The organism is Streptococcus suis YS56 (assembly GCF_000440115.1).
In the GTDB taxonomy this organism is placed as follows: domain Bacteria; phylum Bacillota; class Bacilli; order Lactobacillales; family Streptococcaceae; genus Streptococcus; species Streptococcus suis_L.
On the sequence record NZ_ALMY01000022.1, the window covers coordinates 32,390 to 49,327 of the forward strand.

Below are 16,938 nucleotides of genomic sequence, written 5' to 3' on the forward strand. Positions count from 1 at the left end.
CCTATCTCCTTTTCTTCTTGTTCTTTTTAGCCACTTCTTTGTAAAATGGTTTCTTTTTCTTGTCTTTTTTGCCGCTTTTTGACTTGTGGTCTTTCCCAGACTTGTGACGTCCGCTGTCGCGACCAGCAGCTTCTTGTTTGTGGTGCTTGCCCCGTCCTCGCCCTGACCGATCATCACGATCACGGTTGGAGTGACTAGCAGTTCTCCGCTTAGCTTTCAAAGCCTTTTCTACGATATCCAGCTCGGACGGCACGTGGGCAAAATCAATTTCCCCTGTCATCTTGTCCGCCCGCGTTAGCTTGATACGAATTGGCTGACCGACACGGAAGACACGACCAGATTTCTCACCCTGCAAGGTCAGAGTCCGCTCGTGGAACTGGTAGTATTCGTTGAGGTTGGTGACATGGATTAGACCTTCAACTGTATTTGGCAACTCTACAAAGAGTCCAAACTTGACCACACTAGACACGACACCGTCAAACTCATGCCCAACAAATTCTTGCATGAACTCTGCCTTCTTCATAGCTTCGACTTCCCGCTCTGCCTCAATAGCACGGCGTTCTAAACTGGACGAAGACTTGGCAAGCTCAGGAATGACCTGCTCAAAATGCTCTGCTTTTTCCGCAGGATTGTGACCATATTCCCGCACCATACGGTGAACCAGCAGGTCAGGATAGCGGCGGATAGGACTGGTGAAGTGGGTGTAAAACTCCGCACCCAGTCCGTAGTGGCCGTGGTTGTGCTCCGAGTAGCGCGCCTGCTGCATGGAGCGAAGCAACATCATGTTGAGGACATCGGCATAAGGTTCATCCTTGACCCGCTCCATGAGATCCTGAAGGGCGTCCTGGCTGATAGAGCTGGCCGTACCATAGACCGTCAGACCAAAGCTGGTCGCATAGTCGATGAACTTCTGCAACTTGTCCGACTTAGGCTCCTCGTGGATCCGATAGATGAAAGGCAGGTCCAACTTGGCAAAATGCTCAGCAACGCACTCATTGGCAGCCAGCATGAAGGACTCAATCATCCGCTCGGCAATCCCCCGCTGACGCAGTTGAATATCGACTGGCAGCCCGTCCTTGTTGACGATGATTTTAGCTTCAGCTGTATCAAAGTTGAGAGCCCCACGCTTGTACCGCATGGCTTCCAGCGTCTCATGGAGTTTGACCATGAGGTCCACACTTGGCACGATTGCCTTGTATTTGTCCAACTTTTCCTGATTGCCCGCAATCATATCATTGACATCGGAATAGGTCATGCGGAAGGTCGTTTTGATGACCGTCTGACCAATCCAGTGCTTGACCACCTTGCCCTTACGGTCAATTTCCATAATAGCCGACTGGGTCAGGCGATCCACATTTGGATTAAGGGAACAAATACCATTTGACAAACGTTCTGGCAGCATTGGCACCACACGGTCGGTCACATAGACAGAAGTCCCACGCTTGACAGCTTCCTGATCCAAGGCTGAACCTTCGGTCACATAGTAGCTGACATCAGCGATATGGACACCCAGCTCCAGATTGCCGTTCTTGAGTTGCTTGATATGGACCGCATCGTCCAAGTCCTTGGCATCCGCACCGTCAATAGTGAAGATGATTTCATCTCGCAGATCCAAGCGTCCTTCAAAATCCTTCTCAGACGGACTTTCTGGCACTCGATTGGCCTCCGCCAAGACTTCATCCGGAAACTCCGACACGATGTCCATGGATTCCAAAACTTCCAAGACATCGATTCCCACATCGTCCTTGTGGCCCACCACGTCCCGAATGGTCGCAACAAAGTGGTCCCGTTTCTTGTTGGGATAGGCTTCAATATCGACTTTGAGGATTTCCGTTCCGGTCAATACCAGAGGTGACTTCTTGATGTAAATCTTCTGAGCGATTTTCTGGTTTTTAGACTTGATGTAGCCTGCATATTCTGGCTTGTCTTCATCAAAAACAATCAAGCCCACCGCAGTTTTCAGGCTATGTTCTAAAATATCAATGACTTCTGCTTCCGCAGCCGTCCCCTTGAGCCTGTCCGCCACTTTCTTGATCGCCACTTCCACTCGGTCACCCTCGATAGCGAAGTTGACATCGTCACGGCTGACAAAGAGGTCATCTTCCTCCTCATCAATGGTCACAAAACCAAAGCCTGACTTGTGGGCACGGAAAATACCCTGCAAGGTCACCTTGTTTTTGGAGATTTTTGGAGCAGGAAGAGCGATTCGACCTGCTTGATCAAAGACAAGTTGACGGCTACCTTCCATGCTAGACACCAGCTTGACCAAGTCTGTGAAGCTCTTAGCAGAACTGGCTCCAAACTGATCTGCCAGCTGATCCATGGTCACAGGACCAACTTCTTTAATATAGTTAATAATTTCGTTTTTCATCTTACCTTTACTAAAAAAATAGACCAAGAACAAGTCCCAGTCTGATTTATCTACTTACTTGAAATGATAACAAGTGCCAGCGCATCCAGCATCCAAAGAAAAACAAGAATAGCTGTAATGCGTTGCATGACCGCTTCAAAACCACGGGCCTTTGTACGTTCAAATAAGGCTCCACTAGAAGAGTCAAAGACGTTGCTAGACTGGTTTTTAGCCGGTTGAATAAAAATCACTACAATCAAAATAACAGATAAAATCAACAGAATTGCTAATAATGCTTGATACATATTTTTTTCACTTTCTACAATAACTTATGACATTATACCATAAAACCTACTTAGTTTCAAGGTGGAGGGTTACTTTTCTCTCTTTTGGGCAGTATTTAAGGACTTCAATCTTATCTGGATGAGTCTTGGCGTTTTTGCTAGTCAAGTAGTTCTTACTACCACATTCTGAACATTGTAAATTGATTTTAACTCTCACTAAACATCCCTTACTTTCAAATAGTTTCTAAAATTGGTCAAAGACCAGATAAGGTTAAAGAGGACAAGTCCGCTCGACAGATAGAAAACCCAGTCATAACCCATGTGAGCAGCCACCGCAGACCCCATCATGGGACCAACAACAGAACCTAGATTATTAAAGAGTTGGTTGTAGGAAAATATCCTTGAAATCCCTTCTTTTGGGGTCAACTTGGTCAAAAGAGAATTGACCGAAGGCAACAATGCTCCTGTCCCAAAACCATACATGAATCGCAACAAACCAAGCTGGAAAGGATTTTCTGCAAAAACACAGAAAACATTAATCAACAGACTGTAAGTCAAAGCAATTAATAGAAGGCGATGATTGCCAATACGATCACCAATTTTCCCTAAATGACCTGATGTCACTAGCGATGCCATACCAGGCAAGGAAATGATAAAACCAGCAACAAATAACAGATTATCTGTCTGTCCCAAATGCCGCACGTAGAGAGTCAATATAGGAACAACAGCCTGAGCAGCTGCAATAATAATCATAGAAGTCACAAAAAGCCCAACCAGCATCTGCCGATCTTTCACCTGCTCAAATACCTCTTTAACCGACATCTCTTCGCCTTTTTTGATTGGAACAAAATCCTCTCGAATATAGAAAACGGTCAGTAACACAACGATAGCATAAAGAAGTCCCACCAGCAAAAATACCGTATGTACGCCAAACATCTCTGCTAAGATACCACCTAGGGTCGGACCAATCAAATTACCCGCTACCGCACCTGTTGATAAGGTCCCCAGAGCATACCCCGTCTTATCCTTTGGAACCTGACTGGCAATCAAGGCAGTCGCATTAGGAATGTACCCTGTAAATACCCCATTTAGGACACGTAAGGCAAGCAACCAAAAAATATTTGGTACAAAGGCCATACCACCCATAGTAAAAATCATCGCAAAAGCAGCCCGCACCATCATAGGCTTGCGACCGTAACGGTCCGCCAAACTCCCCCAAATAGGTGCCATCAAGGCTGCCGCAAGGGCATTAACAGACACTGCAAGTCCCGCATAATATTCTACCTGTCCAGGGCCCACCCCCAACTCTTCCACAAAAACCGAGATAAAAGGCATAACCAAGGTAAAACTCGTCCCTGTTAGGAAATTTCCCAACCAAGCCACCTTCAAATTCTGCTTCCAATAACTACTACCGTCGTCCATCCTTTAATTCCTCCAAAAGTTGCGCAACCTGTGCTAAGGTCGCCTCAACCGCTCCGCTATTATCAATCACCACCTGGGCTTGCGACCGTTTTTCCTCTAAAGAAAGCTGAGCTGCCAGCCGATTTTCCGCATCTTGAACAGCTAAGCCATTACGTTTCATAAGCCGTTCCAACTGCTGCGCTCTATCGACATAAACTAGCCAGACTTCATTTACTTCCCCGCTATAATCAGCCTCGTAGAGCAGGGGAATATCCATGAAAATTACATCTTCGGTCTGCTTGAGAGTATCCCTTCTAGCCAACAATTCTTGCCTGATAATCTGGTCCTGCAAGACAGACAAACGAGCCCGCAACTTGCTATCCGCAAAAACAGCCTGGCCCAGTTTGAACCTATCTAAATTTCCATCATCTGATAGGATGTCTTGACCAAATTCTTTCAGCAAAATCTGATAGAGCTTGCCACCTTTGGCCTGCAACTCATGCACGACCGCATCCGCATCGATGACTGGATAGCCCTGTTCTCGCAAAAAAGCTGTGACCGTTGATTTTCCAGAGGCGATACCGCCTGTTAAACCGATAACTTTAGTCATTTTTCACCTGACACTTGGGACAGAAATGTGTTCCCCGTCCGCCCAACTGGATTTTGACAATCTCTGTCTGGCAACGGGGACAAGCCTGTCCTGTCTTTCCATAAACTTGTAAATAATCCTGCATAGTCCCATCCATGCCCAAGGCATTTTTGTAAGTCCGAATGGTTGAGCCTCCTTTTTCGATACCCAATTGCAGAACTTCTATGGTGGCTTGACGGAGGTCTGCCACCTGCTCTGCCGATAGCTGATTACTTGCTTGAGCAGGATGAACTTGTGCCTTGAACAAGACCTCATCGACATAAATATTGCCCAAACCAGCCACCAAAGACTGGTCCAAAAGATGCGACTTAATGGGCTTTCTCGACTTAGCTAGCTTTTTGGCAAATTCTTCTAAGTCAAAATCTTCCTCCGTCGGCTCAGGACCAATTTTTCTACTGATAAAATAGGCATCCACATCTGCCTTGCTCAGCAGTTCCATTGTGCCAAACTTGCGGACATCCTGATAAACCAAGATCGAGCCATCTGAAAAAGTAAAAAAGGCATGGAAATGCTTGTTGGCAGGCACCTGGTCAGGAAAGAAATTATACTTACCTTCCATCCGCAAGTGGGAAATGAGGACATGGTCCGTCAGGTAAATCAAGAGATACTTGCCACGACGGTCCACATCTAAAATCTCCTGACCAAGCAAGTCCTGACAGAAGGCATCCACACCAGTCTTAATCATAGGAGCGTAGGTCACCTCCACCTTGGAAATAACCTTTCCCTTAACCAACCGATTCAAACCACGACGAACCGTCTCAACCTCAGGCAATTCGGGCATACTAAGATACTAAGCCGTTAAGCGACTCAAAGAAAAATAGAAACCTGACTGACGGTGCTTCGGCACCTAGGTCACGGTTGTCTTTTTTCGAAGAGTCGTAGGCGTGTTCAATTACATCACCTAATCGGCTTTCCTTTCTAAATAATGATAACAAGATAAAAGGAGAGCGACGCTGTGTGACTTGCACACAAGGAACTCTATCTATTTGGGAGAGGGAAAGAACTCGAACAATCCTAGAAGAGTTCGTCTTCCCTCCCCCACACAGTTGATTAGGTCAGATTTGGAGTGTGGAACACGAACAAATCTGCCAATCAACCACTGTGCTGAGATGTTGACACTAGCCTTAAATAGTGCAACAAACTACCTTTTCAAGTACGCAAACACTCGTCCTTTCTAATAAGTTTACAAAATAAATGAAAAGTTATCTCCATAACGCAGTAAAAGCCTTTCGGCTTTTCTGCTTGCTATTTCTAAGTGATTGACTTAGACAGCCTATCCCAGACTACCTCGCCTTCCAATTTCTAGGCTAGGGTTTTCACATGGTCACTTTCGCATTTCTAGGTGACCAGCTGAAACAGTCTATTCCTAGACTGTTTCACTCCCCCGGACTACCTCGCTCTCCAATTTCTTGGCTTGGGTCTTCACATGGTCACTTTAACATTTCTAAGTGACCTGCTGAAACAGTCTATTCCCAGACTGTTTCACTCCCCCGGACTGCCTCGCTCTATTATTTTCAAGCTCGGGTTCAACTCGCCAAAGTTGAGTGCTTTAAAAAGCTACTCAACTTACGGCAATTCCCAGCAGAATTGCCTAGGCGACTTACTAGTTTCTCACATCATTATGGTCGAATGATGTGCGAAACGTCGATCATGTCCTCTGGACCGCTTCGCTCTATTGTTTTTAATACTCTTTCTCATTATAACCAAAATCGGCGAGGTCTAGTTTTTTGTCACGCCAGTTTTTCTTGACTTTGACCCAGGTTTCGAGGAAGACTTTGTCGCCCAACATCAATTCAATATCACGACGGGCCATGGAGCCGATTTTCTTGAGCATGGCTCCTTGCTTGCCGATGATGATGCCTTTCTGGCTATCACGCTCTACCATAATCGTCGCTCGGATATGGACCTTGTCGGTAAATTCATCGCGTTTCATAGATTCGATGACAACTGCCACAGAGTGCGGAATTTCCTCACGAGTCAGGTGTAGAACCTTCTCCCGAATCATCTCAGATACCAAGAAACGTTCTGGGTGGTCAGTGATTTGGTCCGCAGGGAAATATTGGAAACCTTCGTCCAGATTTTCCTTGAGAATTTCCATGAGGCGGTTTACATTGTTGCCTTGGGTAGCAGAAATAGGCACAATTTCCTTGAAGTCCATCTGTTGACGGAAATCATCAATCTGTTCCAAAAGCTGGTCTGGATGAACCTTGTCAATCTTGTTAACCACTAAAATGACTGGAACCTTGGCTTGTTTGAGGCGTTCCATAATCATGTCGTCACCCTTGCCTCGTTTTTCATCGGCTGGCACCATAAAGAGGACCGTATCCACTTCACGAAGGGTGCTATAGGCAGATTCCACCATAAAGTCACCCAAGGCCGTCTTAGGCTTGTGGATTCCTGGTGTGTCAATGAAGACAATCTGCTCTTCTTCTGTCGTATAAATCCCCATAATCTTGTTACGGGTTGTTTGAGCCTTGTCGCTCATGATGGCAATTTTTTGCCCCATTACATAGTTGAGAAAGGTTGATTTCCCAACGTTTGGACGACCTAAAATCGCCACAAAACCTGACTTAAATGTCATGTATTCTCCTTATATTCTAAAAAATAAAGTCCCAAATTTTCGGCACAAAGATAATCAATCCTGTCAGCAAGGCAAAGCCTGACACAAATAAGACTGCCCCTGCTGCCATATCTTTTGCATTCTTTGCCAACATAGAAAAATGATAGTCTGACGCCAAATCCACCACATTCTCAATAGCCGAATTCACAATTTCAAAAGCGATAACCAGACTAATACTGAGCAAGAGGAAGAGCCATTCTGTCACAGATACTTGGAAAATAAGCCCCGCAAGCACAACAAGGACAGCTGAAGCAAGGTGCTTCTTCATATTGCGTTCTTCCTTGAATGCCGTCAACAAACCTGTTACTGCAAATTCTAGACTAGCAATCAATTCTCGGTTTTTCCAGCGATTTTTTGAATTATTCTCTTGTAAGTCCATAAGCCGTCAAAATTTCTTCTTGTAAACCAAACATTTCTGCTTCTTCTTCTGGCGTATAATGATCATAGCCATTGATATGTAGAAAACCGTGTACAGCTAAAAAGCCCATTTCGCGCTCGTAGCTATGACCATAATCTTCAGCTTGCTCACGCGCCTTATCGATAGAAATATACAATTCACCAATATAGGCATCGAAATCTTCCATCATTTCAGCCAATTCCGGATTGTCCAGCAAGTCTTCCTCATCAAAAACAATCTCCGACTCTGGCTTATATTCTAGGCTGACAACGTCTGTGGGACGGTCAATTCCTCGGTACTCCAAGTTAACCTCATGGACACGCTTATTGTCCACAAAGGTCACAGCCATTTCCTTATTTTGCTTGCCAATTTTTTCGGCAGCAAACTGGAGCAATTCTGTAATCTGCTCCTGCATTTGAGCAGAAACCTGCCCCGTTTCATCAATCATTTCTATATACATAATCTTACATTCCTTTTACGATTCCATTATATCATAAAACCTATCAATGAGGTTTTTTTAATGATATAATATCCTCAGAAGCTAACAGAGGTATGCAACATGTTACAAACTCCAAAACATATAACAGCCATCATTGAGTCTCATCTGGACCAGATGACAAAATTAGAAAAACAAATTGCCAGTTATTTCACTCAGTTAGACCCTGCAAGCGCTGACCTTAGCCAAGAATATATCATCTCACAACTCCACATTTCTCCATCTGCTCTGACCCGATTTGCTAAAAAATGTGGTTTTTCCGGTTATCGAGAATTTGTCTTTGCCTTTCAGAATAACCAAGAATACCTGGACCATCATTTTGAAAAATTGCAGCGCAGCTTAACAAAAAAGGTCTTGGTAGACTATGAAGAAATTCTAACTGCTACCAATAAACTGGTAGATGAGGAAAAATTAGAAGAGATTGCCAAACTGATTGACAGCAGTAAGCGTGTCTATTTCTACGGAATTGGCAGTTCTGGTTTGGTTGCCATGGAAATCAAGTCTCGATTTACAAGACTTGGTGTGGTTTGTGATGCTATTACTGATAAAAACAATCTCATCTGGACAACCAATATTTTGGATACTTGCTGCCTGGTTATCGGCCTTTCTTTGTCTGGACAAACCGAGGAAGTCATGGAACACTTGCTCCTTGCGAGTCAAAAAGGAATACCAACTGCCCTCTTGACGACAAAATTTTTTCAACAAGCACCTTATGACCAAATTATTCCTGTTGCCTCTGTACGACACCTTAATTATGGCAATCGTATTTCACCCCAAATTCCCCTGCTCATCATGCTAGATATTATCTACGCCTATTTTTTGGCTATTGACAAGGAGAAAAAAGAGAATATTTTCAAGCAAACTATTAGAGAATAATTCATCCATCTTTCTATTTCACAACACTCTTAATAAGACAAAAAGCATTCAAAAATACCCGATAGGTACAGTTTGAATGCTTTTAATTCGCTTAAATCTAACTCTATTCTTCAAGACCAAGAATTTGATTGATTTCTTGGCTATACAGAATAGCCTTACCTCCGAAAATAGCCTGTATTCCTCCTTTTACATCCAAAACAGCCGTTGCACCTATAGACTGAATAACTCCCTTATCCACAAGACCACTATTTCTGAGCGATACTCTTAATCGAGTTGCACAGGCAGTCACATTCTCAATATTATCTGCTCCACCAAGAGCACCGATGATAGCAATTGCATTATCACGAAGACTAGAACCGTTTGATAAAACTTTTTCAGAATGCGATGCTTGATCACTGCTTTCCATACCAGGAACTAGCACGTGAAATTTGGTTACTAAAAATTTGAAAACTAGATAATAAACTGCTGCCCAAAGCAAGCCAACAGGAATCACGTAAATCCAATTGGTTTTGTCATTTCCTTGGAAAACACCAAAAATCAAGTAATCAATAAGCCCACCAGAAAATGAGTTCCCAATACGAATTTGCAGGAGATCCGCAACTAAGAATGATAGTCCATCTAAAAATGCGTGAACAACATATAGCCATGGAGCAACAAACAAGAAAGAAAATTCGATTGGTTCAGTAATTCCTGTCAATAGAGAAGTTAATGCACTACTTGAATAAAAACTGCCAACCTTCTTACGATTTTCCTTAGGAATTGCGTGATACATAGCCAAACAAGATGCTGGTAGACCAAAAATCATCGTTGCAAATCGACCAGCAAAAAATCGAGTTCCATAAGTAAATAAGCCTGTATGGTTCGCATCTGCTAATTGAGCAAAGAAAATATTTTGCGCACCTTGGATTGTCTCACCTGCTACCACTTCACTTCCACCTAATGAAGTATACCAAAACATTGGATAGATGGTATGGTGCAAGCCAAAGGCACCTGTCAAACGTAATCCAAAACCATATAAGAAGGTTCCAAAACTTCCCATCTCTGCGATTGCCTTACCAAAATCAACTAACAAATTCTGAATCGGTGGCCAAATTATATAAAAAATGGAGCCAATCGCAATTGCTGCAAATGATGAAATAATTGGAATAAAGCGAGAGCCTCCGAAGAAACCAAGAAAGGCTGGTAATTCAATTTTTCGGTATTTATTGTGTAAAGTTGCTACAGTGATACCAATCGCTAAAGCGCCCAAAACTCCAGTATCAATACTTGCTCCTTCCTCTGCAAAAAGAGTTAGAAAGCCACTAATTGTAGCGGTATAAATAAGGTATGCAACACCTGCGGATAGTCCGGCTGTCCCCTTATCTGCATCCGCTAATCCGACAGCAACACCAATAGCAAAAATGAGTGCTAGATTTGCAAATACAGCACTACCTGCCGTACTCATGATAGTGAATACAGCTTGCAACCACGCTTGATCCAATACAGGAAATTGTGCTACAGCATTACTATTTGATAAGGCGCCTCCAATTCCCAGTAAGAGACCAGCAACAGGCAAAATTGAGATTGGCAACATAAAGGCCTGCCCTAGCTGAGAAAACTTCTTAAAATTCATACTCCATTCCTTTCTATAACCTATTTATTATTTATGTAAAGCACTAATAAACCGCTCTGCGATTTCCTTTGGACGCGTGATTGCACCACCTACAACGATTCCTGCCACACCTAAATCATGAATAATTTTTACTTGGTCAGGATAGTGTATTTTCCCTTCCGCTATCACATCAATACCTGCTCGGAACAAGCAGTTAACCAATTCAATATCTGGTCCCTCCTCCTGCCTACTATAGGATGTATACCCCGTCCCAACAAAATCGATGCCTGCTTCATAAGCAGTTAATCCTTCCTTAATGGTTGAAATATCTGCCATAAAAAGTTGTTCGGGGTATTTTTCCTTGATTTGCTTAATGAAATCAACAACATCGAGTCCGTCATAACGCTCACGCTTCGTGCATTATTAGTAGTATGTCACTATCATCACAAGTTCATTTGTGGTTCACGGATATAGGTCATTTATGTTAGTTTATTTTAGACAAATGTAGTCGTTTATCTAAGACTAACATAGATAGCTTTTCTATCTAGCTTAATGTTACAAATTGGGATTACAAAAAACTTGTCCCAATTAAATAATCATAGACATAGTCATTGACCTTTACATGCATAGCATCATGTCCATAATCTGGTAAGATTTTCATTTGCTTCTCTACCTGCAAACGATTGTAAACCGCAAATTGAGTAGAGGGTGGACAAACACTGTCTTCCAAACCAGTCACCATAGCAACAGGACATTTTATCATGCTAGCAAAATTTTTAATGTCGATATAGGATAGTGTATCCAACATTTTTGACTCAGTCTCATGAAATGGGTCTGAATATTTGAAATAACGGAAAAGTTCATCGTAGGCCTCACTATTGTTGCCCAATTCCAATACCCGCTTAAAATCGGATAGGAAGGGATAAATAGAGACAGTCTTAGACAAATTTGGATAGAGGGCTGCTGCAATCAAGGCTAGGGCTCCTCCCTGAGAAGCTCCATAACTCATCAAGCGATTGGCATCAACCTCTTCAAATCCTGACACAAGACGAATTAACTGGTAAACATCCAAGTAAACATCCTTATAAAAGAGATGATTTGGACCTTGGACCATCCCTCTAATCACCTGCCCCTTGACGGTTATTCCCTCAAAGCAACCCAAATCTTGAGAGCGACCTGCCTGCCCTCTGACATCCATTGCTACAACGCCAATCCCGACGGCTGTGTATTTCAGCAATTCTGACCAGTCTGGACCTTGACCTTGGTAACCATGGAAATAAAAGAGGACTGGTATTTTTTCTTCTTTTTTCGGAAAAATGACTTTAGAAAAAATCTTTGAGCCTCCTTGACCTATAAAGGTCAACTCGAAACAAGCAACCCCTTCTAGACCGACCTCTTTCTCCACTAATTCAAAATCTGGTAAGTCTGGTAAACTGGCAAGATGACCTTGCCAAAACTGATCAAAATCTGTTGGGACTTCCTGTCTGCCAAGATAAGACTCCATTTCCTGCAGAGACATTGTATCAATCATAGTTCCTCCTAACCCAGACCTTGCTTCTGCTGGAAATGATAAAAGGCACCCAGCATGCCAGCCGCATTCTCATGCTCTGCAAAGGCTAATTTGGTATGCTCAACCAAACTTGGTAACAGATGGCGTTTTAAGGATTCCTGCAAAATTGGACCCAGGTATTCTTTCTGTGCCATAATGCCTCCACCTAAAATAACGATTTCGGGATTGGTAACATAACAAATAGTGGCAATTCCTTTCCCCAAGTAATCTAACAACTGATGGATAGCAGCTTGACACTTGCGATTTCCAGCCTTAGCCTCTTCAAAAATTCGATAACCATCCCATTCAGACACAGAATCACCATGCAAGTCTGCCACGTGTTGAATCAGGGCTGTGGTAGAAGCTATATCTTGGAAAGCCCCCTCAGCAAGAGGTAGGTAGCCGACCTCACAGGCCGAATTGCTAAATCCGTGGAAGATTTGACCGTCCACCAGCAAGCAACCACCAATACCTGTACCAATTGTCAAACAAAGACTAATCTGGCAATCTTGACCAGCGCCTGAAATCCCTTCTGCCAGCCCTGCACAGTTAACATCATTTTCAATCTCACAAGGAATTCCGAAACTTGTTTCAATTTCAGACTTGAATTGGGTTCCAGCGTAGTTTGGAATCTGCGGTCCCGAATAGAAAATCTCTCCCTTTTCAGGATCGACCATCCCTGCTGAAGAAATGGCTACACCTGAAAGTGGAGATTGAGCATGAAAATCTGCTACTAGATTTTTGACTGTTGCAAGGATATGCGGACCGCCCTTGTGAGCTTCCGTATCCATCTTGTAACTTTCTAGAATCTGACCTGCTGCATCTAGGCGGCCATATTTTATCTGGGTTCCGCCGATATCAATAGCAAGATAGGTTTTCATAGACACCTCCTAGGCACCAAATCTTTCCTTGGCATCCCGAATCAACTGAGCTGCTTCTTGAGCAATGGAAAGGTCTGCTTCTGTTAAGGCAGTTAGAGGTTCCCGAACAGAGCCAATGTCCAAGCCATCATTGATACGGATAACTTCCTTGATGACAGCATACATATGACCATGACCAGACACCAATTTACCAATGATAGTATTGATGGTTGCCTGTAATTGACGGGCTGTTTCCAAGTCCTTGTCAGCAATCAACTGATTAAGTCGTAGGAAGAGTTCTGGCATGGCACCATAGGTACCACCAATTCCTCCCTTCGCCCCCATGAGGCGACCGCCAAGAAATTGCTCATCTGGACCATTGAAGACCACATAATCTTCACCGCCTAAACTAACAAAGGTATCAATATCCTGAACCGGCATAGAAGAATTCTTCACTCCGACCACTCGTGGATTTTTCAACATTTCCTTATAGAGACTTGGTGTCAAGGACACACCTGCCAGTTGCGGAATATTGTAGATGATGAAATCTGTATTTGGTGCAGCTGCACTAATGCCGTTCCAGTAAGCTGCGATGCTGTACTCAGGCAAACGGAAATAGATCGGTGGAATAGCTGCAATGGCATCGACACCCAATTCTTCCGAATGGCGCGCTAGCTCCACACTGTCCTTCAAATTGTTGCAGGCCACATGGTTAATGATGGTCAATTTGCCCTTGGCAACCTCCATAACCGCTTCAAGAATTTGCTTGCGGTCTGCCACACTTTGGTAAATGCATTCGCCAGACGAACCATTGACATAAAGCCCTTGAACACCCTTGTCAATGAAATACTGAACCAGAGCTTTTACACGCTCTGAACTAATGTCACCAGCCTCATCATAACAGGCATAAAAGGCTGGAATAATTCCATGATATTTCGATAAATCTTTCATTCTAATTCCTTTTTAACGATTGTAATCGTGACCCAAATTCTCTAATAAATAGAAAGGATAGGCCAGCATAGGCAAAAAATAGGAAACTAACCAGACCAATCAAGAGAGTGAGGTCTGAATAGAAGAGGACAGCAACCAAGAAGAGGAAGACAAGACTGACCACAAAGGTCAGAGATAACATAGTCCCAAGGTAGAAAATCCCATGCAAAAACAAGTCTTTCATTTGAAGCTGAAAACGACTCGCTAGAGGATAAATATAAACCCAGAGCAACTGGCTAAAGAGCAAGATGGCAATGCAGCTTGCACGGAAACTATCAAAGGCTAGACCAGCCTGCCCCCAGATTAGATAGAGGTCCAAAAGGCAACATGTCGTTAGCCCAATTTCTACCAATGACAAGACTAGACCCTGTTTCCACTGGCGACGAAAATGCCCCCAGTAGGTCGACCAGACCTTGATTTTCCCCTCTTCATGCATGTCCCATAAACTAGCCTGAAGGGCAAGTTTGGCAATTCCCAAGGTAAAAAGAGGGAGACTTGCCAAAACAGTTAAGCTATTTAAGAGCATTAAATCGAAGATTTTCTCTACCAGTTGCCAAGCCGGATGATGGACATCAAATAGGGACTGAACCAGCGTTCTACCACCCTTTCCTTTCATCCTCATCTTCCCCCTTTCTATTTTATAAAGGACTTAGTCATCTACTAAGACTTTAAACACACACTTGCGGACAGTCTTGGTACCACCTGCCCATTGGTTTGGCTGATGAACTTCCCCAGGTAGGAAAATAGCAAAGTAATTCCCATCTAGTAGACAATCCATCCGTTTTTCACTGGGAACAAAACCGATATCACCTGCCTGGTCAAATCCAGTATCCTCTCCAACCAGACGGCAACCATAGGAAATTTGTTCCTGACCACTGATGACAAAATGAATATCCGCATAAGAACGGTGGTATTCAAATTCCTCCTTAAACTCCTCAGAGAGGGTATTTTCTTGGAGGAAATAATAAACATTCTGACCTGCAACTTCATACTTGCCTAGCTCCTGCTCTCGAAAATCTCCCTTTTCCAGAACAGCCAAGGCAAGATCCAAGTTAGGATGCAGGCCCTTATAGTGCCTAACATGTTCAATATGATCGTAAATCATGCAACTTTCTCCATGAACTTATCCCTTAACAGCCCCCATAGTAATACCCTGTGTAAAGGATTTTTGGAAGACAAGGAAGACGGTAACAATTGGGACAGCAGCCATAGCAGCACCAGCCATGATAACTCCATAGTTAGTTGCCATTTCAGCCTGCATGGTCGCAACACCCAGCGAAATGGTCAAGTTCTGACGTGAAGTCAGCATAACCAATTGCATGAAGTAGTCGTTCCATGAGTTGATGAAGGTGAAAATGGCCAAGGCAGCAAAGCCAGGTTTGACAATTGGAAAGGCAACATTCCAGAAAGTGGATAGCTCGCCACAACCGTCAATCTTAGCCGATTCCAAGAGCTCTGTTGGGATATTTTCTGAGAATTGTTTCATCAAGAAAACACCGAATGGCCAACCAACAAGCGGCAGAATAACCGCAGCTAGCGTATCGTGAATCCCCATAAAGTTGATAATCCGAACAAGAGGCACAAGAACAACCTGTTTCGGCAAAGCCATAGCCGCGATGAAGATAGAGAACAAAATCCGCTGACCGTAGAAACGTTTCTTAGCCAAAACATAACCTGCTAGTGAGGAAGTTGAACACACCAAAATCATGGTTGCCAAGGAAATGAAGACGGAGTTCCATAGCCATTGCAAGGCAGGGTTTTGTACCGTCAACTTGGTAAAGTTTTCCAGTGTTGGCTGGGTTGGCCACCACTGAGGTGGAATGACAATAGTATGCGGTTGTGACTTAAAGGCCCCTGTCATAATCCAATAGAAAGGAAAGATGAAAAGGATAGTCAACAAGAGCAAAATAATGGTTGAAATAACACCAAAAGGCGTAATGTTTTTCTTTTTCATGGTCTCCTCCTTTCTAGTACTCCACATCATTACCCAAAATCTTGAATTGGGCAAAGGAAATCAAGGCAATCATGACTGCTAGGAAAACACCCATGGTATTTGCATAACCATATTCAGACAACTTAAAGGCTTTTTCGTACAAGTAGTACATGAGGGTCGAAGTCGAATAGTTTGGGCCACCTGAAGTCAATAGCTGAATGAGGGCAAAACATTGGAAAGAGTTAATGGTTGTAATAACTGCAATATAAAGAGTTGTTGGCAAGAGGCTTGGCCATTTGATTTGCCAGAAAACCTGATGTTCATTGGCACCATCCACACGCGCTGCTTCTACCAAGGAATTATCAATATTTCCCAGAGCTGCAATGTAAAGAATAATAGGCTGACCAACTGAAGTTGTCAAAAGGATAATGATAATGGCTAACAAGGCCCATTGCTTATCCCCCAGCCAGCTGATGTTCTGGTCGATGATTCCACCAGATTTCAAGACAAAGTTCAAAATACCTGACAGTGGATCGTAGATCCATTTCCAAACGACCGTTACAGCAACTGAACCCGTTACAACAGGTAGGAAGAAAACCGCACGGTAGAAAGAGCGAGCGATGACATTCTTTTCATAGGTCTGTGAAGCAACAAAGACTGAAAAGAAGACAACGACTGGTACCGACCCAACCACGATAATCAACGTGTTAATCAAAGATTTGATAAAAATCGGATCATTAAACATCCGTACATAGTTATCCAGCCCAACAAAGCTAAAATCTGTCATCGTATAGTTGAAGAAACTGGTGACAAATCCCATAATCATTGGAGCAAGTACAAAAATAGTGAAGAAAATGAGAATAGGAGCTAAGAATGTATAGGATACAATGGTCTCCCGCATTCTAATCTTATTTATCTGCACCGAGAACACCTCAATTCTAT

General features: G+C 43.4%; 18 protein-coding genes and 1 pseudogene. 1 reads left to right on the forward strand and 18 read right to left on the reverse strand.

Going from position 1 to position 16,938, the window contains the following annotated elements:
- Position 1 precedes the first annotated feature (1 nt).
- From rnr to ybeY, 9 genes are all read right to left on the reverse strand, one after another.
- Positions 2-2,371 (reverse strand): ribonuclease R, encoded by a 2,370-nt coding sequence (gene rnr, locus SST62_RS0103285; protein ID WP_029186289.1) that lies wholly within the window; start codon positions 2,369-2,371, stop codon positions 2-4.
- 50 nt (positions 2,372-2,421) lie between these two features.
- A complete protein-coding gene (secG, locus tag SST62_RS0103290; protein ID WP_002935768.1) occupies positions 2,422-2,655 on the reverse strand; it encodes a preprotein translocase subunit SecG in 234 nt (77 codons plus the stop codon).
- A 46-nt stretch (positions 2,656-2,701) separates the two neighbouring features.
- Entirely contained in the window at positions 2,702-2,851 is a 150-nt protein-coding gene (rpmG, locus tag SST62_RS01000000111425) for a 50S ribosomal protein L33 (protein WP_012775228.1), read from the reverse strand.
- Positions 2,851-4,056 (reverse strand): multidrug efflux MFS transporter, encoded by a 1,206-nt coding sequence (locus SST62_RS0103295; RefSeq protein WP_029186290.1) that lies wholly within the window; start codon positions 4,054-4,056, stop codon positions 2,851-2,853. The genes rpmG and SST62_RS0103295 overlap by 1 nt, the downstream gene beginning before the upstream one ends.
- Positions 4,043-4,645 (reverse strand): dephospho-CoA kinase, encoded by a 603-nt coding sequence (coaE, locus tag SST62_RS0103300; RefSeq protein ID WP_029174203.1) that lies wholly within the window; start codon positions 4,643-4,645, stop codon positions 4,043-4,045. Before coaE ends, SST62_RS0103295 begins: the two co-directional genes overlap by 14 nt.
- A complete protein-coding gene (mutM, locus tag SST62_RS0103305; protein WP_029174202.1) occupies positions 4,638-5,465 on the reverse strand; it encodes a DNA-formamidopyrimidine glycosylase in 828 nt (275 codons plus the stop codon). The genes coaE and mutM overlap by 8 nt, the downstream gene beginning before the upstream one ends.
- Positions 5,466-6,365: 900 nt before the next feature.
- The gene (gene era / locus SST62_RS0103310) at positions 6,366-7,265 is read right to left on the reverse strand and encodes a GTPase Era (RefSeq protein WP_002935752.1); all 900 of its coding nucleotides are present in this window, start codon (positions 7,263-7,265) and stop codon (positions 6,366-6,368) included.
- Positions 7,266-7,281: 16 nt separating this feature from the next.
- Positions 7,282-7,683, reverse strand: a complete 402-nt coding sequence (locus tag SST62_RS0103315) for a diacylglycerol kinase family protein (protein WP_012027339.1) — start codon at positions 7,681-7,683, stop codon at positions 7,282-7,284.
- On the reverse strand, positions 7,664-8,161 hold the full coding sequence (gene ybeY / locus SST62_RS0103320; RefSeq protein WP_002935749.1) for an rRNA maturation RNase YbeY: 498 nt from the start codon (positions 8,159-8,161) through the stop codon (positions 7,664-7,666). The genes SST62_RS0103315 and ybeY overlap by 20 nt, the downstream gene beginning before the upstream one ends.
- A gap of 99 nt (positions 8,162-8,260) precedes the next feature.
- On the opposite strand from ybeY, the gene SST62_RS0103325 reads away from it, so the two are divergent.
- On the forward strand, positions 8,261-9,073 hold the full coding sequence (locus SST62_RS0103325; RefSeq protein WP_029186291.1) for a MurR/RpiR family transcriptional regulator: 813 nt from the start codon (positions 8,261-8,263) through the stop codon (positions 9,071-9,073).
- Between the two features lie 103 nt (positions 9,074-9,176).
- On the opposite strand, the gene SST62_RS0103330 is transcribed toward SST62_RS0103325, so the two are convergent.
- The 9 genes and pseudogenes from SST62_RS0103330 to SST62_RS0103370 form a co-directional block, all read right to left on the reverse strand.
- A complete protein-coding gene (locus tag SST62_RS0103330; protein ID WP_029186292.1) occupies positions 9,177-10,685 on the reverse strand; it encodes a PTS transporter subunit EIIC in 1,509 nt (502 codons plus the stop codon).
- Positions 10,686-10,712: 27 nt separating this feature from the next.
- A pseudogene (locus tag SST62_RS0103335) lies at positions 10,713-11,084 on the reverse strand (N-acetylmannosamine-6-phosphate 2-epimerase); the annotation flags it as partial.
- A 148-nt stretch (positions 11,085-11,232) separates the two neighbouring features.
- Positions 11,233-12,195, reverse strand: a complete 963-nt coding sequence (locus SST62_RS0103340; RefSeq protein WP_029186293.1) for an acetylxylan esterase — start codon at positions 12,193-12,195, stop codon at positions 11,233-11,235.
- Positions 12,196-12,203: 8 nt separating this feature from the next.
- Positions 12,204-13,094 carry an ROK family protein gene (locus tag SST62_RS0103345; RefSeq protein ID WP_029186294.1) on the reverse strand — a complete coding sequence of 297 codons (891 nt, stop codon included), beginning with the start codon at positions 13,092-13,094 and terminating at the stop codon, positions 12,204-12,206.
- A gap of 9 nt (positions 13,095-13,103) precedes the next feature.
- Positions 13,104-14,024 (reverse strand): dihydrodipicolinate synthase family protein, encoded by a 921-nt coding sequence (locus SST62_RS0103350; RefSeq protein ID WP_029186295.1) that lies wholly within the window; start codon positions 14,022-14,024, stop codon positions 13,104-13,106.
- 1 nt (position 14,025) lies between these two features.
- A complete protein-coding gene (locus tag SST62_RS0103355) occupies positions 14,026-14,685 on the reverse strand; it encodes a YesL family protein (protein WP_079267411.1) in 660 nt (219 codons plus the stop codon).
- A gap of 27 nt (positions 14,686-14,712) precedes the next feature.
- Positions 14,713-15,168, reverse strand: coding sequence for a YhcH/YjgK/YiaL family protein (locus tag SST62_RS0103360; protein ID WP_029186297.1), 456 nt, complete (start codon positions 15,166-15,168; stop codon positions 14,713-14,715).
- An 18-nt stretch (positions 15,169-15,186) separates the two neighbouring features.
- The gene (locus SST62_RS0103365; RefSeq protein ID WP_029186298.1) at positions 15,187-16,017 is read right to left on the reverse strand and encodes a carbohydrate ABC transporter permease; all 831 of its coding nucleotides are present in this window, start codon (positions 16,015-16,017) and stop codon (positions 15,187-15,189) included.
- Between the two features lie 13 nt (positions 16,018-16,030).
- The gene (locus SST62_RS0103370; protein ID WP_029186299.1) at positions 16,031-16,918 is read right to left on the reverse strand and encodes a carbohydrate ABC transporter permease; all 888 of its coding nucleotides are present in this window, start codon (positions 16,916-16,918) and stop codon (positions 16,031-16,033) included.
- Positions 16,919-16,938: the final 20 nt, after the last annotated feature.